The 17,862-nt window shown below is 64.3% G+C and carries 18 protein-coding genes; 9 read left to right on the forward strand and 9 right to left on the reverse strand.

From position 1 onward, the window contains the following. Positions 1 to 6: 6 nt before the first annotated feature. Positions 7 to 1,134, forward strand: coding sequence for an acyl-CoA dehydrogenase family protein (locus ACNEOT_RS09240; RefSeq protein WP_415973570.1), 1,128 nt, complete (start codon positions 7 to 9; stop codon positions 1,132 to 1,134). 75 nt (positions 1,135 to 1,209) lie between these two features. Here ACNEOT_RS09240 and ACNEOT_RS09245 read toward each other — a convergent pair whose 3' ends face one another. Beyond that, a complete protein-coding gene (locus ACNEOT_RS09245; RefSeq protein WP_415973571.1) occupies positions 1,210 to 2,034 on the reverse strand; it encodes an alpha/beta hydrolase in 825 nt (274 codons plus the stop codon). A 179-nt stretch (positions 2,035 to 2,213) separates the two neighbouring features. On the opposite strand from ACNEOT_RS09245, the gene ACNEOT_RS09250 reads away from it, so the two are divergent. Next, positions 2,214 to 3,125, forward strand: a complete 912-nt coding sequence (locus ACNEOT_RS09250; RefSeq protein ID WP_415973714.1) for a phosphodiesterase — start codon at positions 2,214 to 2,216, stop codon at positions 3,123 to 3,125. Here ACNEOT_RS09250 and ACNEOT_RS09255 read toward each other — a convergent pair. The 3 genes from ACNEOT_RS09255 to ACNEOT_RS09265 all read right to left on the reverse strand — a co-directional run bounded on the left by ACNEOT_RS09255 (position 3,122) and on the right by ACNEOT_RS09265 (position 5,816). Continuing rightward, the gene (locus tag ACNEOT_RS09255; protein ID WP_415973572.1) at positions 3,122 to 4,543 is read right to left on the reverse strand and encodes a stealth family protein; all 1,422 of its coding nucleotides are present in this window, start codon (positions 4,541 to 4,543) and stop codon (positions 3,122 to 3,124) included. The two genes, ACNEOT_RS09250 and ACNEOT_RS09255, sit on opposite strands and share 4 nt — an antisense overlap. Before the next feature lie 231 nt (positions 4,544 to 4,774). Further along, positions 4,775 to 5,137 carry a VanZ family protein gene (locus ACNEOT_RS09260; protein WP_415973573.1) on the reverse strand — a complete coding sequence of 121 codons (363 nt, stop codon included), beginning with the start codon at positions 5,135 to 5,137 and terminating at the stop codon, positions 4,775 to 4,777. A gap of 10 nt (positions 5,138 to 5,147) precedes the next feature. Next, positions 5,148 to 5,816 (reverse strand): class I SAM-dependent methyltransferase, encoded by a 669-nt coding sequence (locus ACNEOT_RS09265; protein WP_415973574.1) that lies wholly within the window; start codon positions 5,814 to 5,816, stop codon positions 5,148 to 5,150. A gap of 84 nt (positions 5,817 to 5,900) precedes the next feature. Here ACNEOT_RS09265 and ACNEOT_RS09270 point away from each other — a divergent pair, with 84 nt between their 5' ends. Continuing rightward, a complete protein-coding gene (locus ACNEOT_RS09270; RefSeq protein ID WP_415973575.1) occupies positions 5,901 to 6,374 on the forward strand; it encodes a phosphoribosyltransferase in 474 nt (157 codons plus the stop codon). 1 nt (position 6,375) lies between these two features. On the opposite strand, the gene ACNEOT_RS09275 is transcribed toward ACNEOT_RS09270, so the two are convergent. Then, positions 6,376 to 7,410, reverse strand: coding sequence for an NADPH:quinone reductase (locus ACNEOT_RS09275; protein WP_415973576.1), 1,035 nt, complete (start codon positions 7,408 to 7,410; stop codon positions 6,376 to 6,378). Positions 7,411 to 7,511: 101 nt separating this feature from the next. Between ACNEOT_RS09275 and ACNEOT_RS09280 the strand changes: the two genes are divergently transcribed. Next, positions 7,512 to 8,027, forward strand: a complete 516-nt coding sequence (locus ACNEOT_RS09280; RefSeq protein ID WP_415973577.1) for a mycothiol transferase — start codon at positions 7,512 to 7,514, stop codon at positions 8,025 to 8,027. Here ACNEOT_RS09280 and ACNEOT_RS09285 read toward each other — a convergent pair. Then, complete coding sequence (locus ACNEOT_RS09285) at positions 8,018 to 8,512, reverse strand: SRPBCC family protein (RefSeq protein WP_415973578.1); 495 nt, start codon at positions 8,510 to 8,512, stop codon at positions 8,018 to 8,020. The genes ACNEOT_RS09280 and ACNEOT_RS09285 overlap by 10 nt on opposite strands. Beyond that, positions 8,509 to 9,333: an SDR family NAD(P)-dependent oxidoreductase gene (locus ACNEOT_RS09290; RefSeq protein ID WP_415973579.1), complete on the reverse strand. Its 825-nt coding sequence runs from the start codon at positions 9,331 to 9,333 to the stop codon at positions 8,509 to 8,511. The genes ACNEOT_RS09285 and ACNEOT_RS09290 overlap by 4 nt, the downstream gene beginning before the upstream one ends. A 139-nt stretch (positions 9,334 to 9,472) precedes the next feature. Here ACNEOT_RS09290 and ACNEOT_RS09295 point away from each other — a divergent pair, with 139 nt between their 5' ends. Beyond that, positions 9,473 to 10,501 (forward strand): iron-siderophore ABC transporter substrate-binding protein, encoded by a 1,029-nt coding sequence (locus ACNEOT_RS09295; protein ID WP_415973580.1) that lies wholly within the window; start codon positions 9,473 to 9,475, stop codon positions 10,499 to 10,501. A gap of 311 nt (positions 10,502 to 10,812) precedes the next feature. Here the strand turns inward: ACNEOT_RS09295 and ACNEOT_RS09300 are convergent, their stop codons facing one another. Beyond that, on the reverse strand, positions 10,813 to 12,270 hold the full coding sequence (locus ACNEOT_RS09300; RefSeq protein ID WP_415973581.1) for a DUF222 domain-containing protein: 1,458 nt from the start codon (positions 12,268 to 12,270) through the stop codon (positions 10,813 to 10,815). A 252-nt stretch (positions 12,271 to 12,522) separates the two neighbouring features. Continuing rightward, positions 12,523 to 13,995 (reverse strand): cryptochrome/photolyase family protein, encoded by a 1,473-nt coding sequence (locus ACNEOT_RS09305; RefSeq protein WP_415973582.1) that lies wholly within the window; start codon positions 13,993 to 13,995, stop codon positions 12,523 to 12,525. A 137-nt stretch (positions 13,996 to 14,132) separates the two neighbouring features. Between ACNEOT_RS09305 and ACNEOT_RS09310 the strand changes: the two genes are divergently transcribed. The 4 genes from ACNEOT_RS09310 (at position 14,133) to ACNEOT_RS09325 (ending at position 17,835) form a co-directional block, all read left to right on the forward strand. Beyond that, the gene (locus tag ACNEOT_RS09310; protein ID WP_415973583.1) at positions 14,133 to 15,785 is read left to right on the forward strand and encodes an alkaline phosphatase D family protein; all 1,653 of its coding nucleotides are present in this window, start codon (positions 14,133 to 14,135) and stop codon (positions 15,783 to 15,785) included. Between the two features lie 18 nt (positions 15,786 to 15,803). After that, positions 15,804 to 16,646 (forward strand): rhodanese-related sulfurtransferase, encoded by an 843-nt coding sequence (locus ACNEOT_RS09315; protein WP_415973584.1) that lies wholly within the window; start codon positions 15,804 to 15,806, stop codon positions 16,644 to 16,646. 3 nt (positions 16,647 to 16,649) lie between these two features. After that, a complete protein-coding gene (locus tag ACNEOT_RS09320; protein ID WP_415973585.1) occupies positions 16,650 to 17,525 on the forward strand; it encodes a pseudouridine synthase in 876 nt (291 codons plus the stop codon). A gap of 97 nt (positions 17,526 to 17,622) precedes the next feature. Next, positions 17,623 to 17,835, forward strand: coding sequence for a hypothetical protein (locus ACNEOT_RS09325; protein ID WP_415973586.1), 213 nt, complete (start codon positions 17,623 to 17,625; stop codon positions 17,833 to 17,835). Positions 17,836 to 17,862 lie beyond the last annotated feature (27 nt).

The following is a 17,862-nucleotide window of genomic DNA, read 5'->3' on the forward strand; positions in this document are numbered from 1 at the left end:
GAAGACATGGATTTCGAACTCAACGAAGAGCAGAAGCTGCTGCGCGACACCACTCGTGAGGTACTTTCGCGAGCGTACGACACCGAGAAGCGCAACAAGATCGTTGCCGGTGAGCTGGGGTGGAGCACCGACGTCTGGAAGCAGTTGGCCGAGGTCGGCCTGCTGGGGCTGACGTTCAGCGAGGAAGACGGCGGTATGGACGCCGGTCCCGTGGAGATCATGGCCGTGATGACCGAGGTCGGTCGACGGCTCGCTCCCGAGCCGATTCTCGACGCCGTGCTCGTTCCCGGCGGATTGATCTCCGAACTCGGCAGCGCCGATCAGCGCGCGCGGTTGCTGCCTCCGGTGGCCGAGGGATCGTCGATGTTGGCGTTCGCGCACAACGAGTCCGGCAGCCGCTGGCCCCACATCGAGGTCGCCACCACCGCCACCGAGGACGGCGGGTCGTGGTCGCTCAACGGCGTCAAGAACCCGGTTCCGCACGGTGGTAGCGCAGACGTGATCGTCGTCAGTGCCACGCTGCCTGCCGGTGGCACAGGGCTGTTCGTCGTCGATGCGGACGCCACAGGTCTCACGCGTAAGTCCTACGCCACCCACGACGGTCAGCGCGCTGCGCAGATCGAATTCGTCGATGTCGCAGCCGAACCGCTCGGCTCGGCCGAGAATGCGGCAGCGGCGATCACCGGTGCCGAGGTACGCGCTCAGGCCGCACTGTGCGCCGAGGCAATCGGTGCGATGGAAGAAGCGCTGCGACTGACCACCGATTACCTCAAGGCGCGCAAGCAGTTCGGGGTTCCGCTGGCCAAGTTCCAGGCGCTCACCTTCCGTGCGGCCGACATGTACGTGCTGCTCGAACTCGCCCGCAGCATGAGTCTCTACGCAACGATGTCGTTGGCCGACGGCAACGTCGACCCGACCATCGCCTCGCGTGCGAAGCTGCAGATCTCGCGGTCCGGTCGCAAGATCGGTCAGGAGGCCATTCAGCTGCACGGCGGAATCGGCGTCACGGCCGAATATCCGGTGGGCCACTACACCAGCCGGCTGGTGGCTATCGAGCACACCCTCGGCGGTGCCGACGAGCACCTGCGAATCCTGGCGTCGAAGGTCACCGATCACGATCTCATCGGGATCTGACGGAAGTACTACACAATGCTTCGGGCCCGGCCACCTTTCGAAAGGTGACCGGGCCCGAGGTGGTTGGTGAAGGCGTCAGCTACCCGAATCCGCTTGCACCACAAGGTCGGCCACAGCGGCGGGGTTCGAGACCAGGATCGCGTGCGAGCCCGGCACCTCGGTCACCCGAGCCCCGGCCCGCTGCGCCATGAACCGCTCGGAGGAGGTCGGGATGATCCGATCCTGCTGGGGGATCAGGGCCCACGACGGCGTATGCGCCCAGGACGGCGGACCGCTCGGTTCCAGCAGTGCACCGGCGGCGATGGTCTTCTGATGCGCTGCCATGCGAGCGGCCTGCTCCTCGGTCACATCGGGAGCGAAGAACGGACGGAACAGGGCGGGCGTGATGTACGAGTCGACGTTCTTGCCGAAGATGTTCGATCCACCGCTGTTCGACGCGTCGTCGATCACGCTCAGGCCGATCACCGGCGGTACCAGCGCGGTCACCGGAAATCGGATGGGGTCGAGTTCGAGGGCGACGGGTTCGCCTTCGACGGGCATGAACGCGGCGACGTAGACCAGCGCCTCCACGTTGTCGGCGTGCACGTTGCTGATCACCGTGCCGCCGTACGAATGGCCCACCAGTACTACCGGCCCGTCGATGCTCTCGACCACATCGGTCACCGAGGCCGCGTCGAATGCAGGCCCACGCAGCGAGTTCTCCGCCGTCACCACCGGGTAGCCGCGTCCGCGCAGGTTCGCGACGACGCCGTCCCAGCTGGTGCTGTCCGCGAATGCCCCGTGCACCAGTACCACCGTCGGGAGTTCCTGCGCGGCAGCGGGCCCGACGCCGATGCCGACCATCGATCCCAGTGTGAGCCCGACAGTCGTGAGAAGGGTGGTCAACTTCGGTTTCGTCATGTCCACAACCTGCCATACTCCGACGGGTGTGTCGTGTGCGCGGAATTCGCGCGGTGTTCACCACGGAGATTCGACCAGCTTTCTCTCAGTGAACACTCGTATGCTTGGCTTGCAGCAGTGGCGTTCGTCCGACCCGGGCGATCGCAAAACGGTAGGTGAAGATCGTGAGCGAGAGTTCGATGAAGTCTCGAATGGCCGAGTACCCACGCCCCCATCACTGTTTGTTGCATGTCAGCGACACGCATCTCGTCGACGGTGGGGGTCGGTTGTACGGCGGCGTGGACAGCGAATTGCGGCTCGCGCAGGTGATGACCGACGTACGCAATTCGGGGGTACGCCCCGACGCGTTGGTGTTCACGGGAGACCTGACCGACAAGGGCGAGCCCGGCGCGTACGAGAAGCTGCGGGCGTTGGTCGAGCCGGTGGCCGAGGAGCTGGGCGCACAGATCGTCTGGGCGATGGGCAATCACGACGATCGTGCGACGTTCCGCCAGAAGCTCTTCGATGCCGAACCGAGCGGGCAGTCCATCGATCGCGTATACGACGTCGACGGCCTCCGTGTCGTCACTCTCGACACGACGGTTCCCGGACACCATCACGGCGAGCTCGGCGACGAGCAATTGGCCTGGCTCGCAGACACACTCGCCACACCCGCCGAATTCGGCACGATCCTGGCGATGCACCATCCGCCGGTGCCGACCGTGCTCGATCTCGCAGTGTTGGTCGAGCTCATCGATCAGCCGCGCCTCGCGGATGTCCTCCGTGGCACCGATGTGCGATCCATTCTCGCTGGGCACCTGCACTATTCGACAACCGCCACGTTCGCAGGCATTCCCGTCTCGGTTGCCTCGGCCACGTGCTACACCCAGGACCTCAACGTGCCCGCAGGTGGACTGCGCGGTCGCGACGGTGCCCAGGGATACAACCTGGTGCACGTCTACGACGACACCGTCGTCCACTCGGTGGTGCCGACGGGTTCGTACGACACTGTGGGAGAGGCTGTTTCGGCGCAGGAGACCGCACGCAGGTTGAGCGACGCGGGGGTCACGATCGCAGACAGCGCGCGGCGAAAGACGTTCAGCGACGCCTAGCGCTGTACGCGTTCCCAGGGCGCGACGATGGGGAAGTACTTGTCCAGGAACTGCGTCACGCTCCGCGTGCGCAGGTCCAGGTCGACCTCGGGAAAGCTGCCGTCGTTGAGGCAGAAGAAGTCGACCGAGCGTTTGGGGAGCAGTTTCGCCATGGCGTCGAGGCCCGCCACCGTAGTGGTGTCGATGTACCGCACCTTGGCGTCCTTCTGCACCACGGCGCGTCCGCTCATCAGCGCGTAGTAGTGGTACAGTGAGTTCGTCACCGAAATGTTGGTGCTCGCGCGGAATGCGCTTGCCGCGGTGGACGCGAACTCGTCCGGAAACTCGTTCTCCATTTCCTGCATCACGCTGCGCCGCAACGGAGTTGCCGCGTGCTCGAGGTGTCGGGTGGTGGTCATCCCGAATCGCTTCTGCAGGATCCGACGGTTCACCCGCGCCGCGTTCTCGAAGCCGCTGCGGTCGGCGTCGCTGTAGCCCAAACCGATTCGAGTGGTGGCTTCGATGAACATGCTGATTCCGCCGGGGGAGAAGAACATCGACGGGCTGACCGGTCGGCCGAAGAACATGTCGTCGTTCGAGTACAGGAAATGCTCGGACAGTCCGGGGATGTGATGCAGCTGGCTTTCGACGGCCTGCGAATTGTGCGTCGGCAGAACGGACGTGTCGACGAAGAACGCCTCGCTCGGCACGAACGTCACCTTGGGATGGTCGGCCAGCCATGCCGGCCTCGGGGAGTCGGTGGCCACGAAGATGCGCCTGATCCACGGTGCGTACATGTGCACCGACCGCAGCGCGTACTTGAGTTCGTCGATCTGCCGGTAGCGGGCTGCCGAATCGTCACCCTCGCCGACGACGTAGTTCGCCATCCGACGTGCGCGTTGAGCCTGGAATTCCGCCGACGAACCGTCGACCCACGAGAAGACGATGTCAATGTCGAAATTGATGTCCGACGCGTGGTCGGCGAACATGTTCTCGATGGTCGGCCACGTTCTGCCGAAGCGCTCGACGGTGCCGCGTACGGCCTCGTCGGGACGGATGTTGCGTCGGGTCAGCGAGTTCTCGATCGGCAGGACGATCTCGGACGGGGAGAACGACCACAGTTCGATCTGAACGGCCGTCGACGCGCCGTAATACAGCCCGCTGAACGGCTCGATTCGCGGGCGGTACAGGCGCACGATCCGGGCGTTCGCGGACGGCGAGAGCGAACCGTCGGCCACCAGGACGGCTTTTCCGCGGGCGTCGACGGTCTTGGAGTAGAACGGCTCGGCTCGGCAGGCGTGCACCAGTGCGGTGGTCAGTGCTTCGCGTGCGGCCAGCTCGATGGCGATGACGGGGCGTTCGTCGTTGCCGCGGACGAGCAGGTACTTGATGCGGGCCGCGTCGAGCACGGCGCGGACGAAGAGCAGATCCTCGACCATCGCCTGGTGTGGGGTGGTGGAGGTGATGGTCAGTGCGTATCGGCCGTCGTGGCTGACGACGTCGGATCGTTCGCTCAGTCGCGCTGCGGATGCGGCGGATTCTCGGGTTACGGCATCGTCGGTCTCGTGCTCCGGTGGAACGAGGTAGATATCGTGCGGGGCAGAAGACGAGGTGATGACGTTCCTTCCGGAGGTTGCGCGCTGGCCGAGGAACCTCGGTGCACGGTCAGTCTAGTGCAGGTCCGAGGCGTTTCCGACGCGGTGCGGTAGAAGCCGGGTCGCTGCAACCAGGCCAACCGCAATACCGGCAGCGTCGGCGAGGGCGTCGGCGACCGATCCGGAACGGCCGAGAGGCAGGACCGCCTGCAGGTACTCCGAGACCGCCGCGAATCCCAGTACCCACAGCGCGGTCCGTTTCCAGTCGATGCCGGCCAGGCGCGAGGTGTACGCCAGGGCTGCAAACAGCACACCGTGGATGATCTTGTCGCTGTGCTCGAACCCCGAGGGCACCCCGGACGCGGGCGTGAACAGGACGATCAACGCGACGCCGAACGTGACGGCCAGGGGAATTCGATACGTCGACTGCGAGAACACCGTGAAGAGTTTACCGGCGCTGCAGCACCACGACCGTGTCGATTCGCTCGTCTCCGTCCGGCGTCGTACGGGTGCGGTGTTCGGCGTGGATCACCTCGAACCCGTCGCCCGCCGCAGCGACGACCGGTTCCGGCGCGAACAACCGATGCTTGGCCGGATGCTGCGATGCGTGGCTGTCGCTGGGACTGTGGCCGACGATCAGTAGACGTCCCCTCGGCGCGACCGCTGCGGCGAACCTGCGGGTGGTCAACTCGAGCTCGTCCGGTGGCACCTGCAGGAAGTGCACCGACACCAGATCGAACGCCGCTGCCGGGGGAGTCCAATCCAGGACGTCTTCCTGTCGCCAGTTCACCTCGAGTGCCTGCGGTTCCAGTGCCTGGTGTGCCGCGCGAGCGCGTCCGAGGGCGATCTCGGAGATGTCGACACCGGTGACGGTCCAGCCTTGGCCGGCCAGCCACAGTGAGTCGGCACCTTCCCCACAACCGATGTCCAGGGCGCGTCCCGGAGTCAGCTCGGACGCTTCCTGGACCAGTACGGCGTTGGGATTGCCGCTCCAGATGGTGGTGCGTTGGTTGTAGAGGTCGTCCCAGAATGCTTCGTCGAATGCGCCGTTCTCGAAGTCCGGCTCGGCGTGTGTCTGATGCGCGGGATGAGTATGTGCGTGCGTGTTGTCGGCCATGGTTCGAGACTGCCGGTTGGCTACAGTTTCACGCAAACATATTTGCTGTATCGGCAAAAACGAATCTGGGTAGAGTGGTGCGTCATGACAGAACCGGAACGTGAAGTACTGACGTGGGCGACGTTCGGAGATGCCTCGCGCGACCTGACCAAGAAGATCGTCGACGACGGCTTCGTCCCGGACATCGTTATCGCGATCGCTCGTGGCGGGCTCATCCCCGCGGGTGCAATTTCCTACGCGATGGGCGTCAAGGCTGCGGGCACCCTCAACGTCGAGTTCTACTCGGACGTCGAGGAGACCCTGCCCGATCCCGTTGTCCTCGAACCACTTCTGGACACCGACGCCATCGTCGGCAAGAAGCTGCTCGTGGTCGACGACGTGGCCGATTCCGGCCGTACCCTGGCTCTGGTGATCGACCTGTTGAAGGCGCATACGCCCGAGGTGCGCTCGGCCGTGATCTACACCAAGCCGAGAACCATTGTGCAGCCGGATTACTCGTGGCGAGAGACCGACAAGTGGATCAATTTTCCGTGGTCCACATTGCCGGTCATCACCTGAGTCATTCGCTCGATACGTCGATCAGCACCTTGCCGACGGTTCCGTTCTCCACGGCGTCGTGTGCTGCTGCGGTCTCGCTCAACGAGAAGCGGTGCAGCGGTAAGCCGGTGGCGTCGCCCACTTCGAGAATGCCTGCTGCAGCGGCCGCGCTGACGTCCGCCTCGGCGTTCTGCAGAGCCTCGTCGCCGACGGTGTAGAGCAGCACGAACTGGTAGCGCGTGTTCAGGATCATGTTCGGCCGGACGTCGAGGGTCACGGTATCGCCGCCGTTGTTGGCGTATACCGCGATCGAGGCGCGGTTGGCCGTCACTGCAGCATTGAGCGCTGCGTTCTGTGCGGGAGCGACCTCGACGACGAGATCGATTCCGGCGGGAACCAATTCGCGGATCTCGGCTGCGGCGTCTCCGGCCTTGTAGTTCACAACGTGATGTGCGCCCGCGGCGGTGGCCAGTGCGCCCTTCTCCGGCCCGCTGACCGTCGTCACTACCGTCGCGCCCGCCCATCGTGCCAATTGAATCGCCGCGTGACCGACAGCACCTGCGCCACCGGCCACGAGTACCGACTTGCCCTCCAACGCGCCGGGGTGCAGCCGTGTCGGCCCGTCCTCGGAGACAGTCAGTGCTCGGTGCGCCGTCATCGCGGGCACTCCGAGGCTTGCGCCCACGTCGAACCCGACACCGTCGGGCAGGGGAACCACCCGGGAGGCGGGCAGGATCGAGAACGTCTGCGCAGTACCGGTCGGGCGCTGATGCTGGGCCAGGTAGATCCAGACGCGATCTCCAACGGCAAGTCCGTCGACATCGGGGCCGACGGCGTCGACCACCCCGGCACCGTCCTGGTTCGGGACCACCTCGTCGAATGCCGTCTTCTCACCCGGTCCGGCACCGGTCCGGTTCTTCCAGTCCGTCGGATTGACGCCCGAGACAACGATGCGGACGCGCACTTCGCCTGCGGCGGGCTCGGTCACCTCGCGATCCTTCAGTTCGAGGACGGACGAATCGCCGGTGCGGGTGTACACAATTGCTGGAGCAGTCATATTCCGTCCAACGCGCTCGGCCCGCCCCGATGTTCCCTGCCGCCGCATCGGGGTATGCATGAGTGGTCAACAGTGCTTGTCAGAGAAGAGATGGATCTTTCATGAATCACAACGAAGTGCTCACCGACGCGTTCGACCGGATCAAGGAACTCGTTCACTCGGTGTTGGACGACATTCCCGCGGCCGCGTTGACATACCGACCGGACGCCGACGCCAACAGCATCGCGTGGTTGGTGTGGCACCTCACCCGGGTGCAGGACGATCACATCGCCGGTGTGGCCGGGAGCGAGCAGGTCTGGACGTCCGACTCGTGGTTCGAGCGCTTCGGCCTACCGTTCGACAAGTCCGACATCGGATACGGCCAGTCCTCCTCCGACGTCGCCGAGGTCGGCTCGAGTGCCGAGCTGCTACGCGAGTACTACGACGCTGTGCATTCGAAAACCATTGCGTACCTGGGCAGCGTCTCTACCGATGACCTGGACCGGATCGTCGACGAGAACTGGAACCCGCCGGTCACCCTCGGAACCAGACTGGTCTCGGTGATGTCCGACGACCTCCAGCACGCGGGGCAGGCGTCGTACGTGCTCGGGGTGTATTCCAGAAGCGCTCAGGCGTAGCGTTTCTGCAGGTTCTCCAGCGTCTTGCGGATGTTGCGACGTTGGAACCGAGGGAACGTCGTGCCGCTGGTGACGATCTTGTCGAACACGAGGGCCAGCGCGTCAGGCCATTTCGTGCGGTCGTCGGTCCAGGTTTCGGTGACTTTCGTGCCGCCAGCGACCGGCTCGAAATCGTATCGCCAGGTTGCGTTCGCGGCCTTGATCTTCGGCGCGCTCTTGCCGATGGCGTGGACGCGGAACTCGAAGGTCTTGCCAGGGTCGGCAGCGGTCACGGTGCAGCGAGTGATCCACTTCGCTCGACCGCGTTTGTTCGTTCCGTCGAATACCATTCCGACGTAAGCATTCTCGCGAGGCTCGTGGACCATTGCACCGGTGTTCTCCGGGCTCCATTCATGCGTCCGGGTGGGATCGCTGATCGCGGCGTAGAGAGTGTCGGCGTCGGCGTTCACCACGATGCTGTCGGCGACCACGAGTTCGCGTGTCACGACGAAGCACCCTTCCTCAGGCCGGGGTGGATACGAGTGAGCATGGGTACCAACAGTGTTCGCGGGGTGATCTGGGCGAATATCGAGCCAATGCGGTTGGCGGGTCCGGGAATCGACACCATTCGTCCCGTGGTCATGTCGTCGACGGCAGTCTTGGCGACCGTCTCCGCCGATACCCACATGATCGACGGAAGTGCTTTCTCTGCATCGTTTTCGGCGAAACCAGCGGCCTCGCCGAATCCGGTCTGCACCGGTCCGGGGCACAACGCGGTGGCAGTGACGCCGGTTCCGCGCAGCTCGCCGGTGAGAGATTGGGTGTAGGACAGGACGAACGCCTTGCATGCGCCGTAACCGGCTTGGCCCGGTAGGGGTTGGAACGCGGCGGTCGATGCAACGTTGAGCAGTACTCCGCGCTTACGCTCGATCATGCCTGGCAGGAATCGGGCGCAGAGGTCGGCCACCGCCACGACGTCGACCTCGATCATGTGCATCTCGGCCTCCGGGTCCGATTCTGCGACCGGTCCGAGGGTCGAAAGCCCGGCGTTGTTGATCAGGATGTCCGGGATCAAGCCGAGTTCGGTGATGCGGCCGAGTAGCTCGGCGCGAGCGCTGCGATCGGACAGGTCTGCTGCGAGGACTTCGGCTCGGACTCCCCGTGCTCGGATCTCCTGTGCCAACTCTTCGAGCTTGTCGGCCCGCCGAGCGACGAGGGTGACTCCGTGGCCACGGGAGGCGAGCTCGCGGGCGATGGCAGCTCCGATGCCCGAGGACGCTCCGGTCACGACGGCTGTCCGGTCAGGGGCGGGGCGAGGAAGGCTCATGGGTCCCACCGTAGCGAACGCCCGCTGTGCAGCGCATTTGAATCCGTCTAGAAGGTTAGCCTAGTCTTACTTTGCGAAACCCCCTTCTTCTGTCGAGAGGTAGCCCATGTTCTCCGCTCCAACGGCCGGTCGACGGACTATGCGCCGTGCGTCCCTGCTGTCCGCGCTCGCGGTGTCGGCTCTTGTGGTCGGTGCGTGCTCGTCCGCCGACACCGCCGAGCCCGAGCAGTCAGGCGGCGACTTCGCGGCCGTCACCATCGATTCGGCTCTGGGGCAGGCGGTCATCACCGACAAGCCCGAGCGCATCGTGACTCTCGGTCAAGGTTCGGCCGAGACGGCGATCGCGCTGGGTACCGTGCCGGTGGGCGTCGAGGAGTACTCCTGGGGAGCCGATGACACCGGTTACCTGCCGTGGGTCCACGACGCTGTCACCGAGCTGGGCGCCGAACTTCCTCAACAATTCACGGGTGGAACCGAATTGAACGTCGAAGCGGTCGCGGCACTGGAACCCGATCTGATTCTGGCTCCGTGGTCCGGCATCACGCAGGATCAGTTCGACAAGCTCAGTGCGTTCGCGCCGGTGGTCGCCTACGCGGAGCAGCCCTGGACCACCACCTGGAAAGATCAGATCACCGTTATCGGCAAGGCCATGGGCGAGGAGCAGAAGGCGGCGGAGGAGATCGAGAAGATCGAGAGTCGATTCGCCGATGCAGCCAGCGAGCACCCCGAGTATGCGGGAGTGAGCTTTTCGTACATCTACAACACCGGGCCAGGAACGCTGGGTGTATTCCTCGCCGACGAGCAGCGCGTCGCAATGGTTCGCGCGCTCGGCTTACAGGTCGATCCGGTGGTGAACACCCTCGACGAGACCGAGGGCACCGACTCGGCGGTCATCGGGTTGGAGAACGCAAATCTGTTGAACGACTCGGACCTGATCTTCACCTTCTACTCGGACCCACAGAACCGCACGGACACCGAGAATCAGCCTGCGTACAAACAGATTCCGGCGGTCTCGCGTGGCTCGGTTGTTGCGCCGACGGATCAGTCCTTCGTCACCGGCTCGTCCATCATCAATCCGCTGACGGTGCCGTGGGCACTGGAGCGATACGTGCCTATGATCGACGAGGCCGTCGCGAAGCTCGACGCGAGCAAGTTGTCGGGTAATTGAGCGGGGCGAACACTAGGTATCGACCTCACGCGACTCATGTCCGCCGCAGGAAGCCTGCGGTCGATCTGGCGATACACGTCCCGGTGAACTGGCGGGCCTAGTCGGAACATAGCGTCGGCGGGGCTAGAGGCAATCCCTCTCCTTCCACTCCCGTCGTTGACCGAGGCACGGGTCGTGCTCGAGGTGGTGGTGTATCGCTGCGGTCACAGCATTCCTGATCGACTCGAATCAGCTTGTCGACTTACCTCTTCCAGCCCCGCACCGGCGTTTCGGTGCGGGGCTGGTGTCGTCTGCGGCTGGTGTGGGCCGGTTCAGGCGATGTGGGGGCCTGCACGGGCGTGCGATTGTCGGGGTTGTCGGTACGGGTCGACGGATGCCGGTGGCACGAACCAGGGGTGGTTGTCGGCACCGATGAACACTTCCCAGTCACTGTGGTGGAGGAGCCGGTGATGAAATCCGCAGAGCAGGACGAGGTTGTTCATGTCGGTGGGGCCTCCGTCGGCCCAGTGCCGAATGTGGTGCGCTTCGGTCCAGGATGCGGGTTTTCCGCAGCCGGGGAAGGCGCAGGTGTGGTCTCTCGCGATGAGGGCTTTGCGTTGTTTGGCTGTGACGGTGCGTGCGGTGCGGGCGAGGTTGATCGGTGAGCCGTTCTCGTCCATGACGATGGCCGTGAGAACACAGTCGCAGGCGAGTTGGCGGGATGTGTTGCGGGAGAGTGGTCCCATCCAGGGGAGCCAGCCGACGGTGGTGCCGTCACCGAACAGGTCGCGATACGCGCGACGATCCGCTGCGGCACCGTCCTGGTCTTCGCTGTCGGTTCCCGGCTCCGAAGCAGCATCCGACTCGGCAGCAGTAGCGCTCGACTCGTAGGCCTCGTCGGGGTGGATCGGTTCACCGGTGTTGATGTCGACCGGATCGTGTGTGTCGGCGTCATCGTCGGATTCGGCTGCAGTGCGGGAGTTTTCGTCGTCTGCGATGTCGTCGTCGTCGGCACTGTCGGCATTGTCGCGGAGGTCGGTGAGGTCCCGCAGGGTGATGTGCAGGTTCACATGCGGTCTCTCGCCGCCTTCGATGGGTCGATCACTCGAGGCGAGGTACTGGTCGAGAATGTGCTCGAGGGCGTCGGCGCGGCGTTTGGCGGGGGATCGGTCGTCGGGGGTGCCGTCGGCGGCGGGCCTCGGTTCGGTCAGTGGTGAGAGGGCGGTGAGGAGTTTTTCTCCGGTGACGGCGTCGAAGTCACCTTTCATGACCAGTCGCCCGTTCAGGGTTTTCGAGGCGAAGAGTTCGTTGCGGTCGGTGTCTTCGGCGGGTGGCTTCTTGTTTCCGTAGGTGTCGTGCAGGCGGGTGATCGCCGCGCGGAGTCTGCTGGTGCGTGCTTCGGGTCCGGTAGCGGCGTCGATCATGGCTTTACGGGCGATGTCTTGTCCTGCTTGCGGGAGGTTTTTCGGGGGTGTTTCGGCGAAGGTGAGGATCAGGGCGGCGTGGTCGACGGACATGACGCCGGTGTTGATGGCGTCGGCGATGTCGGGGAAGTCTTTCAGTCCGCGGGCGAGGGCGACGATTTTGGTGGCTTTGCTGGGGCTGAGCAGGGTGGTGGAGGTGAGCCAGCCGGCGGGGCCGGGGAAGCCGAGTTTCTCTCGGCTGACGCGGGTGTCGATCTCTGCGACGAGGGCGATGCGTCGGGCTTCGAGGAGTTGGATCTGGTGGGAGACCGCGGCGGCGTCGGCGAGGAGTTCGCTTTCGCTCAGTTGCCAGATCGCTGCGGTCATGGGAGCAAGTGTATCGAACAGATGTTCGAATTGCAATCGTAGTTCAACCGAAAACTATTGCCATGCTTCACTATTCGACACGAAGAACCTGTCGGTGTGTCGTGGTAGTCGTCCGACGGGACCCGGAAATCGCATGAGACGGGCGTTCCGCGGCAAGAAGCCACGCCTGAACATCGGGCGCAGCACTTCTGAACCGTCGACCCTGAATATCGCCGGTGCGGGGTCAAGTGAGACGCCTAATTTTTCGATGCGTCAGTACACCTCGCGCTGCTGTTCCTGTTCCAACACCTGCTCGAGGTCGCTCAATCGGTTCATCGACGAAACTTGCCTCGCCGTACGGTGATTGAGTGCCAACATCTCGCGATGTCGGTGTACGAAAGCCCAGTATCCGGCGGTGAATGGACACGCGTCGTCGCCCAGTCGCTTCTTCGGATTGAATTCGCACGGCTTGCAGTAGTCGGTCATGCGGTTCAGGTAGGCCCCACCCGACGCGTAGGGCTTGGTAGCGATCACTCCGCCGTCCGCGTGCTGGCTCATGCCGATCACGTTGACCGGCATCACCCACGCGAATCCGTCGACGAAGGCCGTTGCGAACCAGTCCGTCAACGCTCGTGGATCCCAGGCATGTTGCAGCGCAAAGTTTCCCAGAATCATCAGTCGTGGGATGTGGTGTACCCAGCCGCGCTCACGCACGCCGTCCACCGTCGACGACAGGCACTTCGCAACCACGGCATCGCCGTCCAACTCGAGCAGCCAATCCGGCAGTGGCTCATGGGCATCGAGCTTGTTGCGTTCGAGATACTCCGGCCCCAGATGCCAGTACAGGTGCCACACGTATTCGCGCCAGCCGAGGATCTGCCGAATGAAACCCTCGACGCTCGCCAGCGGCGCTCCGTCTCGGTGGGCTTCCTCGGCGGCCTGCGCCACGTCCAGCGGTTGCAGCAGTCCGAGGTTCAGCGGCACCGACAGCAGCGAGTGCGACATGGTCCAGTCATCTGCCATCACCGCGTCCTCGTATTTGCCGAAGTCTTCCAACCGGTAGTTCACGAAGTGCGCCAACGCGTCCGACGCTTCAGAAGCCGTCACCGCGAACACACGAGGTCCGTCGACACCCACGGTGTCGAGGTCCCAGGAGTCGAGGTCGGCGCGCACCTGTTCGTCGATAGCGTCCTCGGTGGGCCACCACGGCGCGTCGACACCCAGGGTCAGGCGTCCCTTCGGCGGCGGTGACTGGTTCTCGGCGTCGAGGTTCCACTTTCCTGCGACCGGTTCGGAGCCGTCCATCAGCACCCCGAACTTCTTGCGCTGCTCGCGGTAGAATGTCTCCATTCGAAAGGTTCCACGTTCGGCCGCCCACTCGGCGAAATCGGCGCGCGGGAGCGCGAACATAGGCGTCGGCAGAATCTCCGAGACCAGGCCTTCCTCGTGCAAGGCGGCAACGAACTTCGCCGCCGCGTGCGAGGTGGGCTCGAACACCACCACGGGCTTGCCGTACTCGGCCAACCCTTCGCGATACGTCTCGGTCTGCAGATAGGTGACGCGATCGCCCAGCTCGTCGGCGAGGTGTCGCATCCCGGAGAGCACCAGGTGCAATTTCTGTCGGTGGTATCGCCGACGCCGGAACACGCGGCGGGACTCGATGATGAGCACGTCTCGTTCGGCATGCTCGTCGACCGAATGAAAGTGCGGACCGAGCTGATCACCGAACAACCACAGAGCGTCCATTCCCCCAGTGTTCTCCCGGACCCGTGCTCGCAAACCCGCCCACCCTCGTGCGCGTTTTGCGTAGCTCTGCCTACGCAAAACGCGCACGAGGGCGACCCCGACTTGACCACCGACCATCCATCGCATGGACTGACCCGATGCACGGTGATTCTGCGCTTTCCAGAAGAACGTTTCTTCGCTCGTCCTCGGTGGCCGTCGCAGTCGCCGGAGTGGCCACTACGTTGCCGGCGACCGCACAGGCGCAGAGCAGCGACCGCGGCTTCCTGCACGGGGTGGCATCGGGAGATCCGTTGCCGGATGCGGTGATCATCTGGACTCGTCTCACCCCCACGCCCGACGCCACCCCGGGCTCCGGCGTCGGCTCACAGGTATCGGTGACGTGGCGCATCGCCCGCAGTGCAGACATGGGTGACGTCGTCGCGTCGGGGACCGTCTCCACCGGGCCCGACCGAGATCACACCGTCAAGGTCGACGTCGACGGCCTCAGCGCGGACACCACGTACTTCTACGATTTCCGAACGAGCGACGCCGCCTCGGCCGTCGGGACGACGCATACCGCACCGGCCAACGACGCCGATATCGACGCGATGCGTTTCGGTGTCGTCTCGTGCTCCAACTGGGAGTCAGGATACTTCGGTGCGTATCGGCACCTGGCGGCGAGGACTGACCTGGACGCCATCGTCCACCTCGGTGACTACATCTACGAGTACGAGACGGGCGGTTTTCCAGGCCGCGACGGGGTGGTCCGCCAGCACTCGCCCACCCACGAGATCGTCACCCTCGCCGATTACCGTCAGCGTCACGGCCAGTACAAGTCCGATCCCGATCTGCAAGCCGCGCATCTCGGCGTGCCGTGGATCTGCACGTGGGACGACCACGAGTCCGCCAACGACGCCTACGACGGCGGAGCCGAGAACCACACACCGGGCACCGAAGGCGACTGGTACGCCCGAAAGGCCCATTCCGAGCAGGCGTACTACGAGTGGATGCCGGTGCGCGCGGCAGGCACCGCGACCAACCGTCACCTCTACCGCAGGCTGCGGTTCGGCAACCTTCTTGAGCTGTCGATGCTCGACCTACGCACGTACCGCTCGCAGCAGGTGTTGCCGTTCAACGGGCCCGAGGTCGATTCACCGAACCGGACCATCACCGGCGCCGCGCAGATGCAGTGGCTCACCGACGGCATCGTCTCGTCGCCGACGCAGTGGAAGATCGTCGGCAATCCGGTGATGATCACGCCCACTCTGATTCCGCCGCTCGATCGCGACGCAGCCAAGGCCGTCACCTCGCTTCTCGGTATTCCGGAGGGCGGTCTGCCGTACAACGCCGATCCGTGGGACGGCTACACCGCCGACCGCCGCAAGCTGCTCGGTGCGATCGTCGATGCAGGCGTCGACAACACGGTCTTCATCACCGGCGATATTCACTCGGCCTGGGCCTGCGAGGTGCCCCTCGACGCGGCGCATTACGCCACCACCGAACCCGCCGCGACCGAGTTGGTCGTCACCTCGGTCAGTTCGGCCAACATCGACGATTTGACGCATACTCCGCCGCACACGCTGGGCCGGGTCGCCGAGGAAGCGTTCAAGGCGCTCAACCACCACGTGAAGTTCGTGGACCTCGACAGCCACGGCTTCGGTGTCTTCGAGGTCACCAGGTCGGCGGCGCGCATGGACCATTGGTTCCTCACCGCCAAGGAAGATCCGCAGACCGGGGTGTACTGGGGAGCGGGCTTCACCGTCGACTCCGGCACCCAGCGTGTCCGGTCGGCGGCACCGCCTGCCGGGTAACGCGCCATACTGGTCGGTGTGGCTGTACCGAAAATCGTCCTGTTCTACGTCTTCACTCCGCTGCCGGATCCAGAGGCCATCCGGTTGTGGCAACAGACGCTGGCCGCGTCCAACAACCTGACCGGACGCATCCTGATTTCCGAACACGGCATCAACGCGACAGTCGGCGGTGACGTCGACGACGTCAAACGGTACGTCCGCGGCACCCGCAGCTATCCGGCGTTCAAATCGGCCGACATCAAGTGGTCCGACGGCCTCGGCAACGATTTCCCGCGCCTGAGCGTGCGGGTTCGGGATGAGATCGTCACGTTCGGTGCGCCCGGCGAGTTGAAGGTCGATGCAGACGGAGTGGTCGGCGGCGGCACCCATCTGAGTCCGCAGCAGGTGCACGAACTCGTCGATTCCCGCGGCGACGACGTCGTGTTCTTCGACGGCCGCAACGCCTTCGAGGCCCAGATTGGAAAATTCAAGAACGCGGTGGTGCCCAATGTCGAGACGACGAGGGACTTCGTCTCCCAACTCGATTCCGGTGCCTACGACCATCTGAAGAAGTCCCCGGTGGTCACGTACTGCACCGGGGGAGTGCGGTGCGAGGTGCTCTCGTCGTTGATGGTCGCTCGCGGGTTCGAGGAGGTCTATCAGCTCGACGGCGGAATCGTCCGGTACGCAGAGACTTTCGGCGACGACGCGCTCTGGGAGGGTTCGCTGTTCGTCTTCGACAAGCGGATGGCGCAGAATTTCTCCGACCACACCGCCGTGATCGGTCGGTGCAGTGCGTGCGGCAACCCGACGTCTCGGTACCAGGACTTCGACGGTGATGCCGGCCGCGGTCTGCGGTTGATCTGTCTCGACTGCGCGTAGAGAATGCTGCCCTTCCGAGACGGTCTCGCGCCACTGAGACTGCTGTTACCCCATGGCGATTCGGCAACCACCGTCGTGGAGTATCTCGAACGCGAGATGCCCGACGGCGACTGGCAACGGGCCATGCGCGACGCCGAAGTGGTCGACGAGAAGGGCAGGCCCATCTCCGACGCGACGAGGTACCGTGCCGGCAGTCAGGTGTACTTCTATCGCGTTCCGGCGCAGGAGGTTCCGGTTCCGTTCGAGATCGGCATCCTGCACGAGGACCACGATCTGCTGGTGGTCGACAAGCCACACTTCCTCGCCACCATCCCGCGTGGTCGACACGTCACCGAGACGGCGACAGTGCGGCTGCGCAGGCAGTTCGACTGCCCCGATCTGACGCCCGCGCACCGTCTCGATCGCGCCACCGCCGGGGTGTTGCTCCTCACCAAGACCAAGCATGCCCGACGGCCGTATCAGGAACTCTTCTCCTCCCGCAACGTCACCAAGGAATACGAGGCGGTGGCGGGATTCGATGCAGCGCTCAAGTTTCCGCGCGTCGTGCGAAGCCGAATCCTCAAAGAACACGGGGTCATGACGGCATACGAGGAGCATGGGGAGCCGAACAGCGAGACCGTGATCGATCTCGTCGACATGCTCGGCACGTCCGCCCGTTATCGACTGTTCCCCAGGACGGGCAAGACGCATCAGCTGCGAATCCATCTGTCCTCGTTGGGGATTCCGATTCTGAACGACCCGTACTATCCGGTGTTCACCTCTGTCCAGGCCGACGACTTCAGTCGTCCGTTACAGCTGTTGGCCCGAGCTCTGAATTTCACCGACCCACTGACCGGCGAAGCGCGCAAATTCGAGAGCCGCCGAACCCTCGAACTCTGACGGCCCGGCATCGTTCGTTCGGACGATTGTGACAATTGGGACGCGAGGTTAGCGTGTCGAGCGAAACATGTCCGACGGAATCGAAGAGGAGAACAGCGTGAAACGTCGTATTGCCGTTGTGTTGGGTGCCGCAGTCATCGCCATCGCGTCGCCGGCAGTCGCGGTGGCCGATACCGGAAGTGCGAGCACCGGTAGCGCGAGCGGAGCGTTGTCGGATCTATCCCGGTTGTGGGAGGCCTGCGCGCTGACCATCTTCACCGGGCAGTGCACCGGAATTGTAGCCACGATTCCTCAGTACAACCTCCCCTGAACCCGAGCTCTGAACCGACAAACGCGC

It is taken from the genome of Rhodococcus sp. 077-4, assembly GCF_047782425.1.
In the GTDB taxonomy this organism is placed as follows: Bacteria; Actinomycetota; Actinomycetes; order Mycobacteriales; family Mycobacteriaceae; genus Rhodococcoides.

What these genes read in the sequence shown, in the direction of transcription:
- ACNEOT_RS09295 (WP_415973580.1), top strand. Translation starts at nt 9,473, where the DNA reads ATGCGCCGTGCGTCCCTGCTGTCCGCGCTCGCGGTGTCGGCTCTTGTG.
- ACNEOT_RS09250 (WP_415973714.1), top strand. Translation starts at nt 2,214, where the DNA reads ATGAAGTCTCGAATGGCCGAGTACCCACGCCCCCATCACTGTTTGTTG.
- ACNEOT_RS09290 (WP_415973579.1), bottom strand. Translation starts at nt 9,333, where the DNA reads ATGAGCCTTCCTCGCCCCGCCCCTGACCGGACAGCCGTCGTGACCGGA.
- ACNEOT_RS09240 (WP_415973570.1), top strand. Translation starts at nt 7, where the DNA reads ATGGATTTCGAACTCAACGAAGAGCAGAAGCTGCTGCGCGACACCACT.
- ACNEOT_RS09320 (WP_415973585.1), top strand. Translation starts at nt 16,650, where the DNA reads ATGCTGCCCTTCCGAGACGGTCTCGCGCCACTGAGACTGCTGTTACCC.
- ACNEOT_RS09255 (WP_415973572.1), bottom strand. Translation starts at nt 4,543, where the DNA reads ATGGTCGAGGATCTGCTCTTCGTCCGCGCCGTGCTCGACGCGGCCCGC.
- ACNEOT_RS09300 (WP_415973581.1), bottom strand. Translation starts at nt 12,270, where the DNA reads ATGACCGCAGCGATCTGGCAACTGAGCGAAAGCGAACTCCTCGCCGAC.
- ACNEOT_RS09310 (WP_415973583.1), top strand. Translation starts at nt 14,133, where the DNA reads ATGCACGGTGATTCTGCGCTTTCCAGAAGAACGTTTCTTCGCTCGTCC.
- ACNEOT_RS09270 (WP_415973575.1), top strand. Translation starts at nt 5,901, where the DNA reads ATGACAGAACCGGAACGTGAAGTACTGACGTGGGCGACGTTCGGAGAT.
- ACNEOT_RS09280 (WP_415973577.1), top strand. Translation starts at nt 7,512, where the DNA reads ATGAATCACAACGAAGTGCTCACCGACGCGTTCGACCGGATCAAGGAA.
- ACNEOT_RS09245 (WP_415973571.1), bottom strand. Translation starts at nt 2,034, where the DNA reads ATGACGAAACCGAAGTTGACCACCCTTCTCACGACTGTCGGGCTCACA.
- ACNEOT_RS09305 (WP_415973582.1), bottom strand. Translation starts at nt 13,995, where the DNA reads ATGGACGCTCTGTGGTTGTTCGGTGATCAGCTCGGTCCGCACTTTCAT.
- ACNEOT_RS09265 (WP_415973574.1), bottom strand. Translation starts at nt 5,816, where the DNA reads ATGGCCGACAACACGCACGCACATACTCATCCCGCGCATCAGACACAC.
- ACNEOT_RS09275 (WP_415973576.1), bottom strand. Translation starts at nt 7,410, where the DNA reads ATGACTGCTCCAGCAATTGTGTACACCCGCACCGGCGATTCGTCCGTC.